Genomic DNA, 21,753 nt, shown 5'->3' with positions numbered 1-21,753 from the left:
TAATTTTTAAATCTTTTAATAAAGTATAAAATGTTAAACATCGTTTTAGTAGAACCTGAAATTCCAAATAATACTGGAAATATAGGTCGATTGTGTGTGGGTACTGAAAGTCGTTTGCACCTGATTCATCCTTTTGGTTTTGTTATCAATGATAAAAACCTCAAACGATCCGGACTAGATTATTGGGTGCATCTTGATGTTACGGAATACCAAAATGTCGCAGAGTGGATGAAAGTAATTCCAGATACTTCAAGAGTTTTTCTAATGAGTTCACATGCAGCCCATTCTTATTTGAATATCGAATTTCAAGATGGTGATTGGTTGGTTTTTGGCAAAGAAAGTGTGGGCTTGAGCCAAGAAGTATTGGATTTGTTTGCCAAAGAAAATCAACTTAAAATCCCAATGTCACCTTTAATAAGGAGTTTTAATATTGCTAATTCTGTTGCTTTTGTAGTAGGAGAGGCGAAAAGGCAAATTGGGTTGATTGTCTAATGTGCACCCTGAGTAACAAGGGATTTTTAGTCGGTAAAATTTTGAAAATAGGGGTTAGAGGGCTTGCTAGGAAATCACAAACTTCCCTTTTTCAGTATCAAAAACAATATGTTCATCTTTAAAAAGGGTATTAAAACTTCCTTTTTTGATCAAGTTACAGGGTTCATCTTGTACTACATTTTCAGGAGTCATAATAATCATTTCGTCGCTCATTTGTATCGCCATATCAATGTCATGAGTAGAGAACAAGATGCATTTACCTGTTTCATGTGTTAGTTTTTTCAGCAATTTTAATAGCGCCACTTTATGAAGTAAATCCAGGTGCGTGGTGGGTTCATCCAGAATGATTAGTGGGGTATCTTGTGCTAATGCTCTTGCAATTAATACTTTTTGCAATTGTCCGTCACTTATTTCATAATGCTTTTTATCAGCCAAATGAGAAATTTTCGTCAATTGCATTGCTTCCTTGATCTTGTCACTATCCTCTGAAGATAATTTACCTATCCAGTTGGTGTACGGTTGCCGTCCTAAAGCAATTAGCTCATAGACAGTTAAATTGCTTGGCGGAAGTTTCTCTGTAAGTACAATGCTTAAATTTTTGGCCAAAGCCAAAGAATTGTAGGAAGAAATATTTTTCTGAAGCAATAAAACTTCTCCAGATAGAGGTTTTTGTATGCCTGTAATGGTTTTTAATAAAGTTGATTTCCCAATCCCATTTGAACCAATAAGTGCAATGAGCTTGCCTGTTTTTAATGCAATTGAAACATCAGCGGCAACCACAACCAACTCTTTTTTATGAGAGTAACCAATGCTAATTTTTGATGCTTCTAGTAGTATTGAGTGTTCCATTAGCCTATCATTTTTTGTTTTCGAACCAAGAGCCAAATGACCATTGGCGCCCCGATAATGGACGTGATGGCATTTATGGGTAAGCTAAGATTCAAGCTTGGTATTTCTGAAAGTAAATCACAAATGAGCATGATACTACCTCCAAAAATTAAAGTACTCCAAAATAGTATGGTATGATTGCTAGTTTGAAAAATCAACTTGGCTAAATGTGGCACAGCAAGTCCTACAAAAGCTATTGGTCCAGCAAATGCTGTAATGCTGCCGGCTAAAATACTAGTAGCAACAATGATGATCAATCTTGATTTTTGATAATCTAAACCTAAACTGCGGGCATAATTTTCGCCAAGTAATAAAGCATTCAATGGTTTTATGCTTACCACACTCAAAAAAAGCCCTATAATTACACAAACAGCCAGCACAAATACGGATGGCCAAGATAAATTTCCCAAACTGCCCATAGACCAAAACGTGAATTTTTGTAATTGCTCAGCGGTACTCATATATGATAATACTCCAACAATGGCACTGGTAAAACTCCCAAACATAAGCCCTACAATGAGTATGGCCATGGTATCTCTTAGTTTTTGTGAAACAAATAAAACTGCAAGTAAGACTAATGAACTTCCTATTGTAGAGGCAATAACTACGCCGTACGCCGAAAGTAAAAAAGGAGTTAAGAAAGCCGGAAGCATTCCTGCACCCAGAATTACAAACGCTACCCCCAAACTGGCACCTGAGCTTAAACCCAATACATAAGGTCCTGCTAGAGGATTTCTAAACAAAGTTTGCATTAATAAGCCACTTATGGACAACCCCATACCTGCAAGAATTGCGGTTATGGCTTTTGGCAAGCGGTAATTCATGATGATATATTCCCATGTTGTTTTGCTAGCTTGACCTCCCGTTAGACTCGTTGCCACATCCTTAAACGGAATGGATATGGATCCAAAACTAATGTTCATAAAAAACAATAGCACAAGTACGGTAGCAAAAAAAAAGAATAAAATGGTATTTCGTTTGTGTGTATCCAACGCTTATTTTTTAGAGTAAAAACCCTTTATTTTTTTAATGTAAAATTTCAAGTATCGATATAGTTCTTATTACTTTAATTTTTCGGCAAAAGTAAAAGTATAATTTGGTAATAATTCTGGATGAAATATTTTAATGTAATCTTTTAAAACTAAATCAGGACGGCTTGTTGCTAATTCATAATAGACAGTTCCTCCAGTTGGTCCCACTTTACTCTCAAAAGTATATACATTTTTAGCTTTTAAGGCGTCAAATTGATTGTAATGCGGGTTGCTGTTTTCAAACTCTTTGTTGGTGTTAAAAGAGCCTGTTGCAATCCAATATTTAGCAGTTCTTGCTTTTTCTAAAATTTTTTCAAATGGTAGACTTAAACTTCCTGTACCTTTAATGTCAGCCCATAAATAATTTGCTTTTGCATCCATCATAAACTGCGCTACCCAGCTGTTTCCTCTTGCTATATACCATTGTTCTTGGTACATAGAACCATACAATACTGTTGAGGTTGATTTTTTTTGAGCTACCAATTGTTGTGCTTCTTTGTAGTTTTTTACTATGGTATCAAAGATGATTTTGGCTTCTTTTTCTTTTCCAAATAAGGCGCCATACAATTTCAGCCATTCTGCTTTTCCTAGTGGTGTTTGCTCCATCCAGTCGGCTTGAATAAGTACTTTAAGACCGCTTTTTTGTAAATTATCGAGTGTAGGATTATTGTTGTCTATGCCAAAGCTTACAATTAAGTTTGGCTCTAGCTCAATGAGTTGTTCTACATTTAATTTTTCGTTTTGACCTAAATTTTTAACTAATCCAGCATCAATACGCTTTCTGGTTTTAACAGATGATATATAATTGGTATGCGGAAAACCCGTAAGTTTTTGTTCTACTTGGAGCATTTCTAGAAACGGAATTATTGTAGTTGAGGTCACAACAATAGATTGTAATGGTACTTGTATTATAGGATGTTTCTTTAAACTATCGGGTACAATACTATTTTTTTCTCGCAGTACGTAGGTGAATTTTTTTTTGGCTTCAGGCCAAGGGTTTGACACCGTAACTATGGAGAATCCTTTGCATTTATGTATCGCCAGTCCTGAGGCGTATTCAATGCTGTTTGCAGCAGTGGTGGAATCAATTGCAGTGGTAGTTTCTTTTTTATTACATCCAATAAAAATTGAAATCATCACAATAAAAAGGGTGCGCTGTATGGAAATTCTCATGGCTTAATTTTTCGCTTGACGCAAAGGTAAATTAAAATTATAAAATTTCTTGTTTATTTTTGGTAGTAAAAAATTGAACAAATACTATATTTACATCATGAATAAGCCAACAAATAAAAGTTGTTCAAATTGTGGAGCGGCTTTTTTATGTCTTGTTGAAAACAGTTGTGTTACTTGCTGGTGTTATGATTTTCCTGTGGTGCATGTATCAGATGTTAAAAAAGATTGTATGTGTCCTTCTTGCCTAGAAAGGAGTTTGCAATTTCAAAAAGATAGTAGTAATGAAAAAGCATCAACAAAAATAGTGACTAACAAAAAGTTAGATTGAAGTAAAAAGGGTCTGGGATACAGTACTGATTTTCCATTTGAAAGTAGAAAAAGAATTTTATAAAGAAAGAAACAAAGAATGATATATTTAATAACTGGTGGTGAACGTTCAGGAAAGAGCAGTTATGCTGAAAGTTTAGCCAAAGAACGTTCCAGCAATCCTATATATGTAGCAACTGCTAGAAAATGGGATGCTAATTTTCAAGAACGAATTGACAGGCATCAAAAAGACAGAGACGAACGATGGGTCAACATTGAAAAAGAAAAGTTTTTAAGTGAAATTGATTTTACAGGTAAAGTAGCCGTAATAGACTGTGTCACGCTTTGGTTAACTAATTTTTTTGTGGATACTAAAAATGATGTTTCTCAGTGTCTGGAACAAGCAAAAGCTGAAATTGATGCTCTTGCAAAACAACAAAACACTACCATTATCATAGTTACTAATGAAATAGGAATGGGCCTTCATGCTGATACCGCTATAGGTAGAAAATTCACAGAGTTGCAAGGATGGATGAACCAGTATATTGCTAAAACGGCAGATACCGTTGTGTTGATGGTATCTGGAATACCCGTTGAAATTAAAAAAGCTCCATGACTCATTTAGAAGAAATTATACAATCTCGCAGAGATACACGTCATTTTACTAACGATGAAGTTCCTGATAAAGTTCTTCAAAAAGCTTTGCAGGCAGGTCATTACGCACCATCTGTAGGACTCACTGATGCGACTAAATATTTCTTGATTAAGTCTCCCCAAATCAAGCATGCAATTAAAGAATTGTTTTTAGAATATGATAAAAAAGCAATAAACTTAACCGATGATGAAACTCAAAAAGAAACCTACAAGGCCTTAAAGCTAGAAGCTATTGAGGAAGCTCCCGTGGGATTAGTAATAGCTTATGACAGATCTGTACTCAATAATTTTACAATAGGTACAGTAGGAAGTAATGAATCTATAAAATTTAGTGCGGTTTGTGCGGCTCAAAACATTTGGCTTTCGCTAACAGAACAAGGATATTCCATGGGATGGGTGTCAATATTAAATTACCACCAATTCAAAACCATTCTAGGATTACCAGAACACATGGAGCCTTTGGGATATTTTTGTGTTGGCAAACCAGCTACAAATTATGAAAACCAGCCCATGCTGCAACTACTCAATTGGAAACAAAAGTCAAAAATTCCTTTAGTTGAAGAAATTTCAGTTTTACATCATATTAAATCTGAAAAAAATTCATGGCAATCTACAAGTTTTGAAATAGAAATACTAGCAAAACAACTTCAAGAAAAGATCGATTCTAAGACTAAGCCTACCGGTTCATTGGGTATCTTAGAAAAACTGGCTTTGCAAATAGGCACCGTTTTTCAATCTCTTGAACCCCAAATACGAAACCCCAATATAGTAGTTTTTGCTGCTGATCATGGAATAGCAAATCATGGAGTTAGTGCTTATCCGCAAGATGTTACTAGGCAAATGGTGACTAATTTTTTAGCGGGTGGAGCAGCAATTAATGTATTTTGCAAGCAGCACAACATTGAACTGTCTATTGTAGATGCTGGCGTAAATTATGATTTTCCTATTAACACAAAACTGATTTCAAACAAAATAGCAATGGGTACTCAGTCTTTTTTACAAGGACCTGCAATGAGTGCAATAGAACTAGAACTATGTTTTAAAAAAGGGAGTGATGTTGTGGCTGCGATTGCTAAAAATGGGTCTAATTGCATTGGTTTTGGCGAAATGGGAATTGGGAACACCGCTACAGCTTCACTTTTGATGAGTGTTTTGATGAATCTGCCGGTTTCTGAATGCGTGGGTAAAGGCACAGGGATAAATGATACCCAACTGCAACATAAAATTGCAATTCTGGAAAAATGTAGCGAAAATTATAATGGGCCACAAGATTTAGAGAGTTTACTTGCTTATTTTGGAGGATTCGAAATCATGCAACTGGCAGGCGGAATGCTAAAAGCAAAAGTAGAGAATATGCTCATTCTTGTAGATGGATTCATAAGTTCAGTAGCTTTTTTAGTGGCTTACACTAAAAACAAATTGGTTTTAGAAAATGCTATTTTTTGCCACTCCTCAGCAGAGCAAGCACACCAAAAAATTCTTGATTTTTTTAACGTTCGTTCAGTGTTGCAACTTGATTTACGTTTGGGAGAGGGTACGGGTTGTGCTCTGGCTCTTCCCATTTTGGAATCGGCAGTTGCTTTTTTAAACGATATGGCCAGTTTTGAATCGGCTCAAGTAGACTCTAAAAACACAAATTAATATTATAAATTTGGCTTAGCTAAAGCATAAAAATGAAAAAAGAAGTACACATATTTTTTACAGCATTGATGTTTTATACCCGTATTCCGTGTCCTAAAAATATCGATCATAACCCGGATTATTTAAACAAGGCATCCCGATATTTCCCTTTAATTGGTTGGATTGTGGGTGCTATGGCTTTTATAGTCTATGCTGCGGCCTCTTGGTTGTGGAATGCTGAGATTGGTATTGTCCTTTCGATGATTGCAAGCATATTGATTACTGGTGCTTTTCATGAAGATGGTTTTGCAGATGTGTGTGACGGATTTGGCGGTGGTTGGACCAAAACTAAGATTTTGACCATTATGAAAGATAGCGCTATCGGTGCTTATGGCGCAATTGGTTTGGTGTTGCTTTTTTTGCTAAAGTTTATGAGTCTAGTCACTATAGTCAAAAGTGAATCGCTATTTACAAACTACCATGCATTTTTCACTTTTTTATTAGTTTTTATAACAGGACATGCTCTTAGTAGATTTGCTGCAATATCAATTGTTTTTACGCATGAATATTCTCGTGAGGATGCTTCTAGTAAAAGCAAGCCCATTGCTCAAAGTTTCTCAAGTAAAGAGGTTATTGGAGCAGCATTTTTTGGATTGCTTCCACTGATTGTGATGTCTTTTTATCAAATAGCATTTCTCTTGGTTTTAGTACCAATATTTCTTACTCGATTTTTTCTAGCCCGTTATTTTCAAAAATGGATTGACGGCTACACCGGAGATTGTCTAGGAGCCACACAACAAGTTTGTGAAGTTATTTTTTATCTTTCAATTAGTGCATTATGGAAATTTATTTAGTTAGACATACCGAGACCGTTTGCGAAAAAGGAATTTGCTACGGCCAATCTGATGTTGAAATTGCGACGCCTTATGAAGCTGTTTTTGATGCTATTTTAAAGCAATTGCCGCAGGATGCATTACTTTTTTCGAGTCCTTTACAGCGTTGTACCATTTTAGCAAAACACATTCAAAATAATTTCGCTATTGCAAATGTGACGCTGGATGAACGATTGATGGAAATGAATTTTGGCGATTGGGAGTTGAAAAATTGGGACAGCATTCCACCCGACGTTTTCACCCCATGGATGACTGATTTTGTCAATGTTTCTGTACCAAACGGCGAATCATTTTTAGACCTCCATAATAGAGTATTGGATTTCATGGAAAATACACTGGATTCCGCTACCACAAAACCCATTATAATTGTAGCACATGGAGGGGTTATTAGGAGCTTTTTGTGTGCAGTTTCTGGCTTGCCCTTACAAGATGCTTTTCAGAATAAAGTAGATTTTGGCGCTGTTGTACGTCTTACTTTATAAAATTATCATTTTTTTTGGTGATTTTCTCATTATAATTTTATCTTTGCTGGCGTAATGAGGTTGTGATTTGATTATTTTCGAATCGCATTAAAAGGGAAGAAAGTGATTGAAAAGCATTTTCTTTAGTTTTTTTCACAATTTATAAGGTGAAATTACTATGGGAAATTCCACCTTCAAAAAGCTAGCGCTGTACCCGCAACTGTAAGCTATAAAGATTGATGTTATCTACAATACCATTGTCCGCCGCGGCGGATGAGAAGGTCAACATCAAGACGCGAGCCAGGAGACCTGCCTATTGCACAGAGTATCAAACTTTCGGGAAAAAAAGTTTGGGTATGGGTCATTCTATGCTTTTCTCCCATTTACTAAATTTTACATTATTAAAATGAAAAAAAAGATCATTCGCATGAGTGCGATTGCGTTGTTTTTTGCTATGAATTCGTATGCACAAGAACAAGAGTCAGAACAATTGAATGAGGTAGTCGTATCTGATTCAAAATTTGCTTTATCCAAAGAAAAATCCGGGAAAGTTATTGTGAAAATTACGGCCAATGACTTAAAACAGAAGTCGGGACAATCACTGGCAGCCGTACTTAGTACTGTGGCAGGTGTTGAAATCAATGGCAATCAAAGCCGTAATGGTAAAGATTTAGGAATTTACATTAGAGGTGGAAGAAACCATCAAGTTTTAATTTTAATTGATGGTGTGCCAGTTACAGATGCGTCAGGTATTAGTTTATCGTATGATTTAAGACTTTTACCCATAGAGCAAATAGAAAGTATTGAAATCATGAAAGGGGCATCAAGTACGCTTTATGGTTCTGGAGCTGCTACAGGAGTGATTAATATTACTTTGAAAAAAGCAGCTAAAAAAGCTATCGCTGGTAATGCATATGTGAATATGGGAACACAAACCACTGCAAAAAATCCAAATTATAATGTACAAGATTTTAGTCAAGGATTTGTTGTTAATGGTGGCGGAAAAAAAGTAAACTATTTTGCTTCGCTAAATAGTACTGAAACTACCGGAATCTCTGAAGCCAAACCCGTAAATTCAAATACTGAATTTGAGAAAGATGGTTTTTCAAGAATCAACTCCGTGATCAAAATTGGAATCAAATCTACAGAACGTTTTTCGGTTGATTTTTTTGCAAATTATGACAAATTAAAAAATGATTTCGATTCAGGTTCTTTTGCTGATGATCTCAACAATTATAGTGCTTCTAGACAATTTAGAGCTGGCTTTACGCCAAAATACAAATACAATAAAGGAGAGTTTGTTGTAAATGCTGCAGGAAATGTGATTGAAAGAGATAATTTTAGCTTTAACTCTCTGTTTTTGGCTAAATCAAGAAGTGTAAATGTAGATGCATTCAACAAATACGAGTTTTCATCACAGTTATTTTTAGTAACAGGAGCACAATTTCAGTTTCATGAAATGTCAAATACAAGTCAATATGACGCCATTACTACTGATGTTGCAAAGTTTAACATGATCGATCCTTATGCTACAGCAGTATATAATTCGGATTTTGGGTTAAACTTAAATGCGGGTTTACGTTACAATATACATAGTAAATACGGTAATAATTTGGTGTACAACATTAATCCATCTTTTAATCTTTCTAGCAATCTTAAATTGCTGGCATCCTACAGCACAGCATTTGTAGCTCCTAGTTTATATCAATTGTACTCTCCGTACGGAGATTTAAATTTAGCTCCAGAAAATGATGTCACTACCGAGTTTGGTTTTGATTGGAGTGTATTAAATAAAAAATTGGTGATTAATGCAGTAGGTTTTCAAAGAGAAGAGACAGATGCCATAGGATTTGACTTGGTTACTTATAAATATTTTAATGTATTAGGAAAAAATAAGGTACAAGGATTCGAAACAATGATTGGTTATTCCTTTACAGATAAAATTAAGTTCAATGCAAATTATACCTTTACAGAGCTTGAAAAACAATCTCGTGTTTTAAATCCAAAACAGAAAGTGAACGCTAATGTAGATATTCAAGCTACTTCAAGATTAGCCTTGAATTTTTCATATCAATTTGTATCTACTCGTTATGTAGAGTTTACAACATATCCAGCTCCTACATTTGATCCCGTTTTAAATGTTGATTTTCTTAAAGATTATCAATTAATAAACACTAATATTAGATATGAATTGATTAAAAACCGTCTTAATCTTTTTGGGGCGGTTGATAATATTTTGGACAAGGATTTTGTAGAGTCTAGAGGTTACGCTACACGTGGAAGAAACTTTAAAATAGGAATGAATTTTCTATTTTAATTGAAAATAATTGTTTGTTAAATTGGAAAAAAAAGCGAGACTCAGTGATGAACGTCTCGCTTTTTTGTTATTATTTGTTTTATTTTAAATCAGCTACAAATGAGAGGATTGTAGTAGCAATTTGATCTTGTTTCTTATCATCAGTCAGGTAGGCTCTGTCAGATGAATTTGAAAGGTAACCTAGTTCAATGAGTACTGCAGGTGACACTGATTTTTTTAAAATTAAAAAAGGTGCTTTTTTAATTTCAGATGGAGCTACCACATTACTTTGTAAAAATTTAGTGCGCAATTCATTAGCGATTTCAATTGATTGATCGTTAACTAATGACTCATTAGCCACATAAAACTCCATTCCTGATTTTACTTCATTGCGACTTTGATTGACGTGTAAGGATATAACTAAGTTGGGTTTAATTTTATTGATGAAATCTGCACGGTCGGAGAGGGATACAAATTGGTCATCATTTCGAGTAAAATGGATTGTTACATTCTCATTTTTATTTAAAAATTTTATTTTCTTAGATATCTGTTCTACAATTTGCTTTTCGGTACTAGTAATTGAAGTGGCACCAAAATCAGTACCGCCATGCCCAGCATCAATAACTACGTGAATTTGCTTGTTGTTCTCTACACTTGGTTTTACAAATGCTAGCGATACCATAGTAGCGCAAGCTAAAAAGAAAGGAATAGCTTTTTTCATTGGTTTTCAGTTTTAGAAGTTAATCTATATAAACTTACAAAAACCACTAATTATTGCATGCTTTTAAATTATTTTACATAAAAGATTGTTTAGCAATCATTTTGTAAAATAGATAAAAAAAATGCCACAAATTCAAAGGGTTGGATCTTCAAATTTGTGGCAAAAAATTAAGTTCTAAATTTTTTATTCTAATGCTTTTAGCAATCCTTCAGGAGCTTTTTCAATATACATTTGGTTCAATCCGTTTACGGCTTGTGAGCTACTGAATTCTTCATAATCAGCTCTTTGTTTTTGAGATATAAGACGACCTGTTCCTGTAATTTTTGCAATTGCAGTTTTCAATAAAGGTTCATCAACATCTCCTAAAACGCCCAGGGTACTTATAGTTTCTTTTTGCAAGAAATCAGGTTGTAAACCATTTTGATAATCTCCAAAACCAACCGAATTAACAATTTTTAATACAATAGGTTGCATAGCATATCTGTGCTTTGGATTTCTGTTGTCTGATCCAAATCCTGGAGAGTCATACAAGGTTACTGAACCTACATTTTTCCCAACGGTAACATCACCTATTTGAATCACGTTGATGTGTGGTTCTAATCCGTTAATTACTAGCTCACTTGCAGATGCTGAACTTGCACTTGTAAGAATATAAACTTTGGTTAAGTTTAAACTATTGATTGCGGCATTATCTATTTTATCAGTAAAATAATTATATAAAGCATCAGGATTCTCTGACTCAAAGTAATCATTGATTTCCTTATTCCATTGTTGTTTTGCAAATACCTTACCCTTAAACTGTCCTGTAATCATACTTGCTAAACGTGTTGCTGTTTGCACAGATCCTCCGCCATTGTAACGCAAATCAAGAACCAAATCTGTAACACCTTCTGACTTTAATGAAGCAAAAGCTTCGTTTAATTTCGTGTCAAAATTTGCTGTAAAAGCGTTGTACATCAAATACCCTATTTTGTGTGTACCTGAAGTAATTACTTTGTTTACCAAAATAGGATTTTCTGTTAAGACTGTTTTTGTAAGGGCTATGTTTTTTCCATTAGTTACAAATGCGCCTCCTGATATATCAGCCATGTTAAGCGTATAATCATTATTAGATCCAAAAAGTAAAGACTGATAATTACTTACTGTAAGTGGAGTTCCATTCACTGCTGTAAAAACATCTCCTCTTTTAATATCTTTAGTAGCTGCATTAGAACCCGGAATAATATAGCGTACAAATCCGAAAATTTCTGATGAGCCAGTTGATTTTCTGCTTAAACCAAACTCAACTCCGTTATTGTTAGTAGTTCCTTGAAATTGTCCTTCTAGCTCTAAATAATCATCAACAATCCAACTGAATCTGTCTTTGTTAGCGTCTACCCGAAGCGCTTCAAATAAACTTTCTGGGGTATTAAAAGTTTGTAAAAAATTATTTAAATTGGTCTGATCTGCAAATCTTGTTTCATCAAGATTGGGAACTTCATCTGTCCATAAATAGTATTGATTCATGCCTTTCCAGACAAAATCTTGTATTTCAAGTGTAGCTGGAGCTGCTACATCGTCATTGTCTTGACACCCTTGTAGCACAAAAAGTGTAATGAGTAACAGTAGGGGAATTTTAAAGTAGGTTTTCATAGGTTTGGTTTATATCCTTATTAACGTAAAAATACTAACTTTAGTTTTAATTTAATAATTTATGTTACAAAATAACTTTTCAATCGTCTTGTATCTATAAGTTGTTAGTAAAACGTGTATGAACCAAAGCGAATTTGTAGTCTTGATCTCTCCATTTAAGGACAAAGTCTTTAGGCTAGCCAAGCGATTATTGCTCAGTAAAGAGGAGGCCGAAGACGCAACGCAAGAGGTTTTGACTAAGTTGTGGTCAAAAAATGATTCTTTAAATAAGTACGGTAGCGTTGAGGCATTTGCAATGACCATGACTAAGAATTTTTGTTTGGATCAACTGAAATCAAAACGAGCTAATAATGAATCATTAGTTCATTCTAATTATGTAGATACTGCACCAAGTCTTGAAAAAAAATTAGAAGATCAAGATAGTCTTAAGTGGGTTGATACTTGTTTAGCTCAATTACCTGAACAGCAACGCATTATTGTTCAATTACGCGATGTAGAGCAATACGAGTTTGAAGAAATTGCTTCATTGTTACAAATGAAAGAAAGCGCAGTACGAGTTTCACTTTCTAGAGCGCGAAAAATAATTAGGGAATACATTATAAAGACACACACCCATGGAAATCAATAAAATTGAGACACTTTTAGAAAAATACTTTGAAGGTGTAACAAGTATTGCCGAAGAGAATGAATTAAGTATTTATTTTTCTTCAAGCGATGTTGCACAACATTTAATACAATACCAACATTTTTTTAAGGGTCTTGATCAGTCAAAAAAAGAGCAGTTTACCCGTATTGTTCCTTTTTATGAACAAAAAAGGCCTGTATTATGGCTTTCCATTGCAGCTTCTGTAGTCGTTGCTGTAGGAGTAGGAAGCTATGCTTTTTTAAATACTGATACTACGCCACCAAAGTCAGATTTAGGAACCTATGAGGATCCCAAAGTTGCCTTTGAAGCTACACAAAAAGCCTTGTCTTTATTATCGAATAATATTAATGTTGGCATAGAAAGTGTACTATATCTAGAGGAGTATCAAATTGCAAAAAATAAAGTATTTAAAAAACCAGTAAGAAAATAAGGCAGTTAAAAAACGCTAGCCTTTTTCAGTTCACATTTAATCATTAATTATCATTTATATCATGAAATCAATCAATCAAAAGGTGCCATTGAGCACAACGAACACAAAAGCTTTTAGCACTATTCAAAAGACATTTACAAAAATTGTGGTAACACTGGCGCTTTTTTTGGCCACAAATTCACTTTTTGCACAAACAGCATTTGACAAATTTGACGGTCAAGTAGAGGTCAAGTCATTTATTGTCAACAAAAAAATGTTTGACTTAATGAGCAAAGTAAAGATGGATGCATCCGATAAAGAAATGCAGCAATACTTAGCTTTAATTAAAAAATTAGACAACTTGAGGGTTTTTACAACCAAGAGTACTCGCGTAGAGGGCGAAATGAAACTAGCAGCTGATAAGTACATTAAAACAGCGGGTTTAGAAGAGTTAATGCGAGTAAATGATAATGGTAGAAATGTAAAAATCCTTGTAAAATCAGGTGCTGGAGATACACAGATACGTGAGTTGTTGATGTTTATTGAAGGAGCAAAAAATGAAGATACTGTTTTAATGTCATTGACTGGGGACTTTGATTTGAATGAAATTTCAGTGTTGACCGATAAAATGCGCATTCCAGGTGGCGACGATTTGAAAAAAGCAAGTAAAGGTAAAAAGTAAGATGAAACTACGATACGGAATTCCCGCACTACTGGCTTTATTTTTGGTAAGTTGCAACAACGAGCCGTCTTTGCAAAAATATTTTGTAGAACATTCAGAAGATAAAAATTTTATTGCCTTAGATGTTTCTCCCGAAATATTGAATGTAGACAAGGCTAAGTTATCTGTAGCTCAAACCGAGGCTTTACAATCTTTTGATAAAATGAACATCTTAGCTTTTAATGCTAATGCGACAAATAAAGCCGAATTTGAAGCAGAGCGCGCAAAAGTAAATCTAATTTTAAAGGACAAAAAGTACCAGCAATTGATGAAATTTGGCTCAGGTAAAGAAGGCGCTTCAGTAAGTTTTGTGGGTACTGATGAGCATATTGAAGAGTTTATTTTTTTTGCCAATAAGAATGAAAATGGTTTTGCCGTTGTACGTGTGACAGGTGACGACATGAATCCCACGGCTGTTATGACCATGATGAGTGTGTTACAACAATCAAATATTGATATGGCTCAATTAAAACCCTTACAGCAATTAATGAAATAATTATTGCTACAAAAAAAGTAAAGCGTCATGAACTCTTGTTGATGACGCTTTTTTTTAGACTTATCTTTTTTTGATAAATAGAATCAATCCCAGGATACTCACTATTAAAATTGCAAGTGCGGCCAAAATCATTGCAGCATCACGCACATTTTTGCCCGCCCAATCTAAAAACAAAAATTTGTGTAGAATTGCAAAAGAATAACCTTCTCTTTTATCTGCGTTTTCTACTTTTGCGGCTAATCTTGAGGTGGCTGTTTCTATAAAATAAGTAGTATTTTCTGGTGTGTCATAAGCAAGTTTTACCACAGGCAAACGCTTGTTTACAAACCCATACTCGCGACTTTCAAATTCGTAAATGGTTTTAGTTTCAACCAATTTTGCGTTTTGTAAAGAAGTTTCAGGTTCATCAGTTTCAGGGATCATTTCGCAACAAGCGGCTTTTGGTGCGCCACCTGTAAAATAATGAGCCAAAAATTCAGCATATTTCACATCCAGATTAGGCGTGATTTGATTGGTTTGTGCGTTGATGTAAACTATTTCTAGCGGTTGTTTGTCTTTCTTTTCCCATTTTGATTCGGGTGCGCTTATGGCTGTATTGGTCTTTGCTGCTTGCTTAGGAAGTAGTTGACAACGGTAGTACAAACTGTCTTGAAATGCTATCATAGTTGCATTTTCAAACCGATTCCAATCTAGTTTTAAATCAGTAAGTGAAGTTGTAAGTACTTCGGTTTTAAAGCTAGGTCCGTACACCATTTGCGATAGCGTGTACGGATCCCATTTGGTAGTGGCATGGTAGGCACCGCTAAACGCAAAGGTTAAGGTAAATAATGAAATCCAAATCCCGATTTGTCGGTGGTATCGGCGGATGCCTTTTTTGGGATCAAGCGCATCACTTTTTTTGAATTGTTTCCAGAAAAGACCGTAAATCAAGAGTCCGCTTATTGCTGAAAAAGAGATGACAGACAAAAGTAAAATCATGATTATGATGCGTAAACTGTTATTAGAAATCGCATCAATAAAGGACCAATTGTGAAAGGTATCGAAGAACCAAATAAAAATTTGACGCGATTTCGGGTTGAAAGTAGCTAGTTTACTTGAGGCGGTTTCTACGTAAACTTGCATTTCATCGTCACGATCAAAACTCAGTTGGTATACGGGCAAGTAGCGGTTGACGTATTTGTATTGACTGGTGAATTCCGTGAGGACTTTGCTGTTTGAAATGCTGCTGGTGCTGTCTTGTAAAAAGTAACGCGCTAGAACTTCGGCGTATTTTTGATCACCGTTTTCAAGTTTTTGAGCACTGGTTGCGTCAAAATACAGTAGGGCTCCTGATTCGGTTTTTACTTGATAATAGGTTTTATGGTTCAGGTTTACAAGGCGAAAGTTTTTGAACGTTTTGAGCTGGTTTTTTTGTAAAACCTCTTTCAACGTCAATGGCAATTGACCCGGCTTGATGATGGTTTGTGGTAGTTCTTGATTGGCGATTTCGGGTTTGAAAAAATGCGCCATAAACGGATGCATGATTCCTGAAAGTGTCCAAAAGATAACGGGAATAATTGTAATTATGGCAAAAGTTCGGTGCCACGCGTAGACGTGCTGCTTGATTTTTTTGATCCATTTGGAATCTTTTTTTCGTGTAGATGCCTTTTGATTTTCTTTTTTCATTTTGTGTTTTTTTTAGCCCGGATAGGAGCGATATCCTTTTTTGAGGCCTTTTTTTGGCCTCAAAAAAGATAAAGCGGATAGCCGGATAAGCTCCTGATAATTATTTTTTTAACGATAAATTGTACTGCAATCCCATCATGAAAATGCGGGGTGCGGCGGCGGTATACGTAGCCTGATCAATTGTGGCATTGCCCCGAGAGACATTGGTAGCATACAATTTATCGGTCAAGTTCATGATATTTGTAAAAAATTCAACTTGTTTGTAGCGGTAGCCTAATCGAGCATTAAAAAGGGTGTAACCCGCGTAGGAAACAGTATTGATTTGGTTTTGAAACCAGCTTGATACGTACTGACACTCTAGCGCTGCACGGAAGTTAGGGAACCATTTTGGATAGTAATTGAGCTCAGAATTAGCAATCCATCGCGGTGCGCTCGGCATGTCAAAGCCGTCGAGTTTTTGAACCGCATCGGTGCTTCGTTTGGAAACAGTAAAGTCGATAAATTCATGGCGCGCATAGGTTCCGCCAAGGCGAAATGCAAGCTGTGAGGACGGATTGTATTGTAGTCCAAGTTCAATTCCTCTATGGCTTGTTTTTCCAGCTGATTGGGTATCGGTTGAATTGTCAGGTTGGCGAATGCTCAATAATTCATTGCGACCATCAAGTACATACAAGGCAAAATCTAGTGTCAACTTGTTTTTTAGTAAATTGCTATAACCGCCAATTTCGTAGTTTGAAAAATGTGCCGCATCGAGATCCGTGTAAAATTGTACGGGCGTAACTCCAGGTTTTGGCCGGAATAAAGTGGTTACTGATGGCGGTGAAAATCCTTGAGAATAATTGGCATACAAGCCAACGTTAGTAAGCGGATTGTAGTTGATACCCGCTTTAAAGGTAAGTTGATCGTAGGTTTTGGCTCCCGAACTAGCATTGATGTTATTAGTGTAATCAATTTTGATGTAGTCGTAGCGCGCCCCTGTGGTTACTGTTACTTTTGAAAGCGGTTGAAAATTGTATTGCACATAGCCTGAATTGTTGTAAATGGTGGCATTGTAATTCGAAATGCGTAAGTCTGGTCGAACTTCTAAAATTTGATACTTGTTTACCGTCTTTCCATCCGGATTTCGGTTTGCTTGTAGTTTAATTTGGTGCGAAAAATAATCGTTTGGTGACCTATCGTAAGTAGTTCCGGCGATTAGTTTAGAGTTTAAAAACGAAAATCCTTGCGTGTGCTGCGCTACGATTCCGTAACTTTTAAAATCGTTCGAATTGATTTCGCCAGTTGCTTTTGTAGGGTCGTTGGTTGCTGATGGAGTAGGATTCCATCGAATGCCGTAGCTTGGATTTTGTCCTAATTTATTGTCTCGGTGGTAAACTGTTACAACCGTTTGACTGTTCTCAGACCACTCTTTTTCAAGTGTTAAACGGCTGCGCAAAGCCTCTGATTTTCGGTAGGTAAAATCGGTTGTACTTTTGTACGAACGGCTTTTAAAGTCTTGTTCGTTCACGCTGCCCGTCATGTCCGAGTAGTATTGACTGTAAAAAGTACTGCTAATCAAACGGAGACTATTGCTGAAATTATATTGGAATTTAGCGTTCAAATTGTTTTTGTTGTAATCAGAAAAAGTGAGCCAACTGTTAGTTTGGTCTGTGCTTACACCCGAAATAGCAAACGAAAATTTACCTACGGTAGCGCTGCCAAAGGCTTGCAGGTTGCGATAGCCGTATTGATCTGCTTGAATCCCTACTTTAAACTCGGGATCGCGGCTTGGTTTTACAGTAATAAAATTTACTGTTCCTCCCACAGCTTCTGGACCGTAAAGCGACGAAGCGGGTCCTTTGATCACTTCTAGATTTTGTAAATTAAACGGATTCATTTCAAGCAACGCATTGTGGTTGAAAACCCCGAGTGGTCGAATGGGCAAGCCGTCTTCGAGATACAAATAATACGGACTCAAACCCATAGGTTGCCTGATGGACATTCCGTGCTGTTCGTTGCCTAGATTCGTCATCATGACGCCTGGTGTTTTATTTACAATTTCGAAAGCAGAAGTCGCTTTGGTTTCTTGAATGAGTTTTGTAGATAGTTTAGAAATTGCCATTGGCACTTCACTTCGTTTGGCCTTGCCACGGTTGGCGGTAATTACGACTTCGTTTAGGTTTTCGACCGCAGCAGTATCTATTTGGATTTTTTGTTGCGCAAATCCAACTTGTAATGCCAATAGCATTACAAAAAGTATATTTTTCATTTTTTTTGAATGGTAAAAAGGATCTTATTTCAGTGAAATACAAACCTGAATACTAGTCTAATGCTTAGTAAATAGGTTGCAATATGGTAAGGAGCTAGTAGTACAATTGCACAGTGACCCAGAACTAATAGTTCAGAGTTGTTTGTTGCAAATGCTAAAAAATAGGGCAGTCCTTATGAAATCAAATAAGCGGGAGGGCGAAAAGTGAAGGTCGAAAAGGAAGCTGTTTTTTTTGCTTCGGTGGTACTGATTTTTACAATTGGAAGAATAGGCTCCACAAGCGCAAATTCATTGGAGATCAATTCGCGAACATAAACTAAATCTGTTTTTTCTTTCAGATTATTTTGCATGCGTTTCTCATTATCAGTGTAGCGTTTTAAACTTTTTTGCAGTTCGCAACGTCCGTTACAACTATTAAAAACCATTTTGCGTTGCACACAAATGGTTTTGGCAATTTCAACTTGATTCAATTTAAAGTTCACGTACGTGAGAAAGTTACCCAAGGATGGCATTAGAACAATACAAGATAATAGTATGATACAAACTTTTTTCACTCTGTTTTTTACTACTGCAAAAGTAACGCATCAAGACAAATTAAAGAAATCACAAACGTTAATATTTTCTTGGTGCATCAAGATGTCCTTTCAGAACTTTAACAAGCAATCAAGTCAAGATGTAATACTAGTAATTTCAAAAAACATTTTTTAAATATCACTAAAAGTGGGTATTGTGTAAGCGTTTTTTTACACGTAACATTACATCTTAGAAAAAACAAAAAATAAATTAAAACCATGAGTACTTTATTCAGTTGCAAACCCGTTCCAAAAAAAAATGAAGGTTTTTACTTTTACTTAGGAGCATTTATTTTATCTGTAAAATGCGCGTTGTTGCTATCCCTTATTGTACTTTATATATTTTAATTGAGAGAGACATTGAAAAGTGTTATTCGGCATAGCGCGCTAGAGATTTTTGAATAACACTTTTCATTTGATTGCGGAAATATTCAGGTCGTATCACTTCAAGACCACTGCCAAAACCAAGAAAAATACGTGCTAATTCATAATTTGGAATCACAAATAAGTTAATAATAATGCTGCCGTCTTCATTTTGTTTGATCAACCTTTGTGAATTATGCATGGGTTTAGTAAGTACATAAGGAGCATTTAGGGCATCAATCCAGAGTTCAAATCGATTGGGACTCAAACCCGTATTTACAGTCACTCCCACCACATTTTTGTAATACGTGTCCGCATTAAAATTTTCTTTTAAATGAGGCATATTAAAATCATAGTCAATAGCAATGATTCTATCCAGTGCCAAATTAGTTATGGGGTGGTTTTTCTTTCTTCTTCCTATCAAGAACCATCTGTTGTTGAATTCTTTCAATATAAATCCATGAAAATGAAATACCGTTTCCTCCCTTAAGAATCATAAAACTTTGTAGTTTAAATTGGGAAAACAGTTTGGGTTATTTTAATTACAAAAACAGGTATTTATACGCTGTTTTTGTAATTTGTTTTTATTATTTTTGAGAAATACCTTATGGAAAATAGAATACAAGAGAGTTAGTTCTAATTAGTCTTGAGAATATGAGTGGTTTGGGAAGTGGGTAGAAGAGGAGTGAGGAGTTGGAAGGTTTTTAAAAGTATAAGTATAAACAAATAAAGCAATATTATGGAACCAGTTACGATGGCAATTATTACACCTTTTTTAATTGAATTAGGTAAAAAAGGAATTGAAAAGTTTACTGAAAAGGGATTTGAGAGTATATCCGAAGGTACAATAAACTGGTTTAAAACTTTATTTTTTAAAGATGATAAACCAAAGAAAGCATTATTAGAATTGCAACAAGAGCCTGAAAATAAAGAAAAACAAAATATTGCTAAAGCAATAATTGAAAACTCTATTGAAGATAATCCTGAATTTGAAAAGTTTTTAAAAGAGATTTTAGAAAAGCTTCCAAAAGTTGAGAGTACAATTACTAATAGTAAAAATGTCAATACAGGCAATATAAACAGTGGTGGTGGAAATATTCAATTAGGGGATAATTATGGGAATTTATAATGCTAATTTTGGAAATATAGAAAGTGGAGGAGGTCCAATTCAATTAGGGAATAATTATATTACGAATGTTATTGATGGTTTAAATTATTTACTTTCAGATTTTAGGGAGCAACTAAAAAACATTGAGCAATTAATCAATTCGTTTAAAGCTAAAACAGCTTTAGAATTATTAAATGATTTGGAAAAGAGAGTTGTTGAAATAGAAATAAAAGATAAAAATAAAATTTTAAGTAAAATTTTATTTTTAAAAGGTGCTTGTAAAAGAGAACTGGATGAATATAAAAAAGAAAATTCAGCTGAGGATTATATAAAAGCATCTAACTTAAATCCAACTGAGAATAGTTTTAGAGAAAGAGCCTGTGTTGAATATTTGAATTTAAATGATATTGCAAAAGCTTTAGTTAAAGCAGAAGAAATTCTTCAAATTGATGAATATAATAAGTCTGCTTGGTTTGTAAAAGCTGTTACTTCCAATGATGTGAAGAATTTTTTAAGTTTTATTCCGGCAGTTGTTATTGAAAATTATAATTTTAGATTGAGTATTATTTCCCACATAATAGCAACTGAAAATCTAAGTTTTTTAGAGAATTTATCAGAGTATGATTTAGTGTTAGATATTGCTTTTGAAAAGTATAACGAAGTTACTTTCGACAATCTTGAAGCTTGGAGAATTGCAATTGATTTGTCAATAAATAAAGTATTACATGATTATCCTTCCAAATATATTTGTGGAGAGCATTTTATTGTCGAGGATAATCCGCTTATGGAAAAAGTATTTAATTTACTTGGATTATACGTATCTAAGTTAAGCGATACCGAAATTAAAGATTCAATATCACATCAAAAATTTTATTACAATTATTTCGGATACCTATTAACTAATAATGAAAATTATTATCAAGACATATTAAATGATTATTCTAATACTCCTAAACCATATTGGTTTTACACCTTTAGCTTTTGCCAAATATTAAATCATAAAAAAGATTACGTAAAATCATTAGAATGTATTATTGAATATGAACAATCTCAAGATGTTTTATCTAGTGAATTTTTTATAGTTAAGTCTGCTTTATTTTGTCTAAATGATAAAGTAAATGAAGTAGTTGATATATTTAATCATTATTTAAAATCTATTGAAATAATTGAAGAAAGAAATGGGATGAATATTTTAGAAGCTTTTTTAAATATTCTTTTTAAAAAAGTAGATTGTAATATTTTATCCCAACAATTAACGAAAATTTTAGAAAAAGAATTTAAAAGTATTGAGTTAAAGGATTTATTTGAGATAACGATTAGAGTAAGGTATTTAAAAGAAAATAATAACGTAACTGTCA

Annotated in this window: 22 protein-coding genes and 1 riboswitch; of the genes, 13 read left to right on the top strand and 9 right to left on the bottom strand. The window is 34.6% G+C overall.

What is annotated here, in order from left to right; genetic code table 11:
• Positions 1-30 precede the first annotated feature (30 nt).
• On the top strand, positions 31-492 hold the full coding sequence (locus tag DNC80_RS06385; RefSeq protein ID WP_182650206.1) for a tRNA (cytidine(34)-2'-O)-methyltransferase: 462 nt from the start codon (positions 31-33) through the stop codon (positions 490-492).
• A gap of 66 nt (positions 493-558) precedes the next feature.
• Here DNC80_RS06385 and DNC80_RS06380 read toward each other — a convergent pair whose 3' ends face one another.
• The 3 genes from DNC80_RS06380 to DNC80_RS06370 form a co-directional block, all read right to left on the bottom strand.
• A complete protein-coding gene (locus tag DNC80_RS06380; RefSeq protein WP_182650204.1) occupies positions 559-1,341 on the bottom strand; it encodes an ABC transporter ATP-binding protein in 783 nt (260 codons plus the stop codon).
• Positions 1,341-2,372 carry an iron ABC transporter permease gene (locus DNC80_RS06375; RefSeq protein WP_182650202.1) on the bottom strand — a complete coding sequence of 344 codons (1,032 nt, stop codon included), beginning with the start codon at positions 2,370-2,372 and terminating at the stop codon, positions 1,341-1,343. Before DNC80_RS06375 ends, DNC80_RS06380 begins: the two co-directional genes overlap by 1 nt.
• 69 nt (positions 2,373-2,441) lie before the next feature.
• Positions 2,442-3,584: an ABC transporter substrate-binding protein gene (locus tag DNC80_RS06370; protein WP_182650201.1), complete on the bottom strand. Its 1,143-nt coding sequence runs from the start codon at positions 3,582-3,584 to the stop codon at positions 2,442-2,444.
• Between the two features lie 73 nt (positions 3,585-3,657).
• Between DNC80_RS06370 and DNC80_RS06365 the strand changes: the two genes are divergently transcribed.
• The 6 genes from DNC80_RS06365 to DNC80_RS06340 all read left to right on the top strand — a co-directional run bounded on the left by DNC80_RS06365 (position 3,658) and on the right by DNC80_RS06340 (position 9,835).
• Positions 3,658-3,912, top strand: coding sequence for a cysteine-rich CWC family protein (locus tag DNC80_RS06365; protein ID WP_182650199.1), 255 nt, complete (start codon positions 3,658-3,660; stop codon positions 3,910-3,912).
• Positions 3,913-3,990: 78 nt separating this feature from the next.
• Positions 3,991-4,506 (top strand): bifunctional adenosylcobinamide kinase/adenosylcobinamide-phosphate guanylyltransferase, encoded by a 516-nt coding sequence (cobU, locus tag DNC80_RS06360; protein ID WP_182650197.1) that lies wholly within the window; start codon positions 3,991-3,993, stop codon positions 4,504-4,506.
• On the top strand, positions 4,503-6,185 hold the full coding sequence (gene cobT / locus DNC80_RS06355) for a nicotinate-nucleotide--dimethylbenzimidazole phosphoribosyltransferase (protein WP_182650194.1): 1,683 nt from the start codon (positions 4,503-4,505) through the stop codon (positions 6,183-6,185). The genes cobU and cobT overlap by 4 nt, the downstream gene beginning before the upstream one ends.
• A 32-nt stretch (positions 6,186-6,217) precedes the next feature.
• Positions 6,218-7,018, top strand: coding sequence for an adenosylcobinamide-GDP ribazoletransferase (locus DNC80_RS06350; RefSeq protein WP_182650192.1), 801 nt, complete (start codon positions 6,218-6,220; stop codon positions 7,016-7,018).
• Positions 7,003-7,539 (top strand): alpha-ribazole phosphatase, encoded by a 537-nt coding sequence (gene cobC, locus DNC80_RS06345; RefSeq protein ID WP_182650190.1) that lies wholly within the window; start codon positions 7,003-7,005, stop codon positions 7,537-7,539. The genes DNC80_RS06350 and cobC overlap by 16 nt, the downstream gene beginning before the upstream one ends.
• Positions 7,540-7,579: 40 nt before the next feature.
• A riboswitch (cobalamin riboswitch) is annotated at positions 7,580-7,850 on the top strand.
• A gap of 74 nt (positions 7,851-7,924) precedes the next feature.
• On the top strand, positions 7,925-9,835 hold the full coding sequence (locus DNC80_RS06340) for a TonB-dependent siderophore receptor (RefSeq protein WP_255493181.1): 1,911 nt from the start codon (positions 7,925-7,927) through the stop codon (positions 9,833-9,835).
• 79 nt (positions 9,836-9,914) lie between these two features.
• On the opposite strand, the gene DNC80_RS06335 is transcribed toward DNC80_RS06340, so the two are convergent.
• Together DNC80_RS06335 and DNC80_RS06330 are read right to left on the bottom strand one after the other, a co-directional pair.
• Positions 9,915-10,535: an N-acetylmuramoyl-L-alanine amidase gene (locus DNC80_RS06335; protein WP_182650188.1), complete on the bottom strand. Its 621-nt coding sequence runs from the start codon at positions 10,533-10,535 to the stop codon at positions 9,915-9,917.
• Positions 10,536-10,718: 183 nt separating this feature from the next.
• Complete coding sequence (locus DNC80_RS06330) at positions 10,719-12,167, bottom strand: S41 family peptidase (RefSeq protein WP_182650186.1); 1,449 nt, start codon at positions 12,165-12,167, stop codon at positions 10,719-10,721.
• Between the two features lie 118 nt (positions 12,168-12,285).
• Here DNC80_RS06330 and DNC80_RS06325 point away from each other — a divergent pair, with 118 nt between their 5' ends.
• The 4 genes from DNC80_RS06325 to DNC80_RS06310 all read left to right on the top strand — a co-directional run bounded on the left by DNC80_RS06325 (position 12,286) and on the right by DNC80_RS06310 (position 14,439).
• Entirely contained in the window at positions 12,286-12,795 is a 510-nt protein-coding gene (locus DNC80_RS06325) for an RNA polymerase sigma factor (protein ID WP_182650184.1), read from the top strand.
• Positions 12,782-13,243 carry a hypothetical protein gene (locus DNC80_RS06320; protein ID WP_182650182.1) on the top strand — a complete coding sequence of 154 codons (462 nt, stop codon included), beginning with the start codon at positions 12,782-12,784 and terminating at the stop codon, positions 13,241-13,243. The genes DNC80_RS06325 and DNC80_RS06320 overlap by 14 nt, the downstream gene beginning before the upstream one ends.
• Before the next feature lie 61 nt (positions 13,244-13,304).
• On the top strand, positions 13,305-13,904 hold the full coding sequence (locus tag DNC80_RS06315) for a DUF4252 domain-containing protein (RefSeq protein ID WP_182650179.1): 600 nt from the start codon (positions 13,305-13,307) through the stop codon (positions 13,902-13,904).
• 1 nt (position 13,905) lies between these two features.
• On the top strand, positions 13,906-14,439 hold the full coding sequence (locus DNC80_RS06310) for a DUF4252 domain-containing protein (protein ID WP_182650178.1): 534 nt from the start codon (positions 13,906-13,908) through the stop codon (positions 14,437-14,439).
• 60 nt (positions 14,440-14,499) lie between these two features.
• Here the strand turns inward: DNC80_RS06310 and DNC80_RS06305 are convergent, their stop codons facing one another.
• From DNC80_RS06305 to DNC80_RS06290, 4 genes are all read right to left on the bottom strand, one after another.
• Positions 14,500-16,104, bottom strand: a complete 1,605-nt coding sequence (locus DNC80_RS06305) for a PepSY-associated TM helix domain-containing protein (protein ID WP_182650176.1) — start codon at positions 16,102-16,104, stop codon at positions 14,500-14,502.
• A 100-nt stretch (positions 16,105-16,204) separates the two neighbouring features.
• Positions 16,205-18,352: a TonB-dependent receptor gene (locus DNC80_RS06300; RefSeq protein WP_182650174.1), complete on the bottom strand. Its 2,148-nt coding sequence runs from the start codon at positions 18,350-18,352 to the stop codon at positions 16,205-16,207.
• Positions 18,353-18,525: 173 nt separating this feature from the next.
• Complete coding sequence (locus DNC80_RS15975; protein ID WP_255493180.1) at positions 18,526-18,822, bottom strand: hypothetical protein; 297 nt, start codon at positions 18,820-18,822, stop codon at positions 18,526-18,528.
• A gap of 472 nt (positions 18,823-19,294) precedes the next feature.
• Positions 19,295-19,738: a YafY family protein gene (locus tag DNC80_RS06290; protein ID WP_220485208.1), complete on the bottom strand. Its 444-nt coding sequence runs from the start codon at positions 19,736-19,738 to the stop codon at positions 19,295-19,297.
• Between the two features lie 303 nt (positions 19,739-20,041).
• On the opposite strand from DNC80_RS06290, the gene DNC80_RS06285 reads away from it, so the two are divergent.
• Complete coding sequence (locus tag DNC80_RS06285) at positions 20,042-20,416, top strand: hypothetical protein (protein WP_182650173.1); 375 nt, start codon at positions 20,042-20,044, stop codon at positions 20,414-20,416.
• On the top strand, positions 20,403-21,753 hold a 1,351-nt coding region (locus tag DNC80_RS06280; protein ID WP_182650170.1), incomplete at its 3' end, for a hypothetical protein. The genes DNC80_RS06285 and DNC80_RS06280, both read left to right, overlap by 14 nt.

It is taken from the genome of Flavobacterium sp. SOK18b, assembly GCF_014156605.1.
Lineage (GTDB): Bacteria > Bacteroidota > Bacteroidia > Flavobacteriales > Flavobacteriaceae > Flavobacterium > Flavobacterium tiangeerense.
This window is presented reverse-complemented; position numbering and strand designations above follow the sequence as displayed.

Coding starts and splice junctions, on each gene's coding strand:
- DNC80_RS06385 (WP_182650206.1), top strand. CDS start 31: ATGTTAAACATCGTTTTAGTAGAACCTGAAATTCCAAATAATACTGGA.
- DNC80_RS06380 (WP_182650204.1), bottom strand. CDS start 1,341: ATGGAACACTCAATACTACTAGAAGCATCAAAAATTAGCATTGGTTAC.
- DNC80_RS06370 (WP_182650201.1), bottom strand. CDS start 3,584: ATGAGAATTTCCATACAGCGCACCCTTTTTATTGTGATGATTTCAATT.
- cobU (WP_182650197.1), top strand. CDS start 3,991: ATGATATATTTAATAACTGGTGGTGAACGTTCAGGAAAGAGCAGTTAT.
- cobT (WP_182650194.1), top strand. CDS start 4,503: ATGACTCATTTAGAAGAAATTATACAATCTCGCAGAGATACACGTCAT.
- DNC80_RS06350 (WP_182650192.1), top strand. CDS start 6,218: ATGAAAAAAGAAGTACACATATTTTTTACAGCATTGATGTTTTATACC.
- cobC (WP_182650190.1), top strand. CDS start 7,003: ATGGAAATTTATTTAGTTAGACATACCGAGACCGTTTGCGAAAAAGGA.
- DNC80_RS06340 (WP_255493181.1), top strand. CDS start 7,925: ATGAAAAAAAAGATCATTCGCATGAGTGCGATTGCGTTGTTTTTTGCT.
- DNC80_RS06335 (WP_182650188.1), bottom strand. CDS start 10,535: ATGAAAAAAGCTATTCCTTTCTTTTTAGCTTGCGCTACTATGGTATCG.
- DNC80_RS06330 (WP_182650186.1), bottom strand. CDS start 12,167: ATGAAAACCTACTTTAAAATTCCCCTACTGTTACTCATTACACTTTTT.
- DNC80_RS06325 (WP_182650184.1), top strand. CDS start 12,286: ATGAACCAAAGCGAATTTGTAGTCTTGATCTCTCCATTTAAGGACAAA.
- DNC80_RS06320 (WP_182650182.1), top strand. CDS start 12,782: ATGGAAATCAATAAAATTGAGACACTTTTAGAAAAATACTTTGAAGGT.
- DNC80_RS06315 (WP_182650179.1), top strand. CDS start 13,305: ATGAAATCAATCAATCAAAAGGTGCCATTGAGCACAACGAACACAAAA.
- DNC80_RS06310 (WP_182650178.1), top strand. CDS start 13,906: ATGAAACTACGATACGGAATTCCCGCACTACTGGCTTTATTTTTGGTA.
- DNC80_RS06305 (WP_182650176.1), bottom strand. CDS start 16,104: ATGAAAAAAGAAAATCAAAAGGCATCTACACGAAAAAAAGATTCCAAA.
- DNC80_RS06300 (WP_182650174.1), bottom strand. CDS start 18,352: ATGAAAAATATACTTTTTGTAATGCTATTGGCATTACAAGTTGGATTT.
- DNC80_RS06285 (WP_182650173.1), top strand. CDS start 20,042: ATGGCAATTATTACACCTTTTTTAATTGAATTAGGTAAAAAAGGAATT.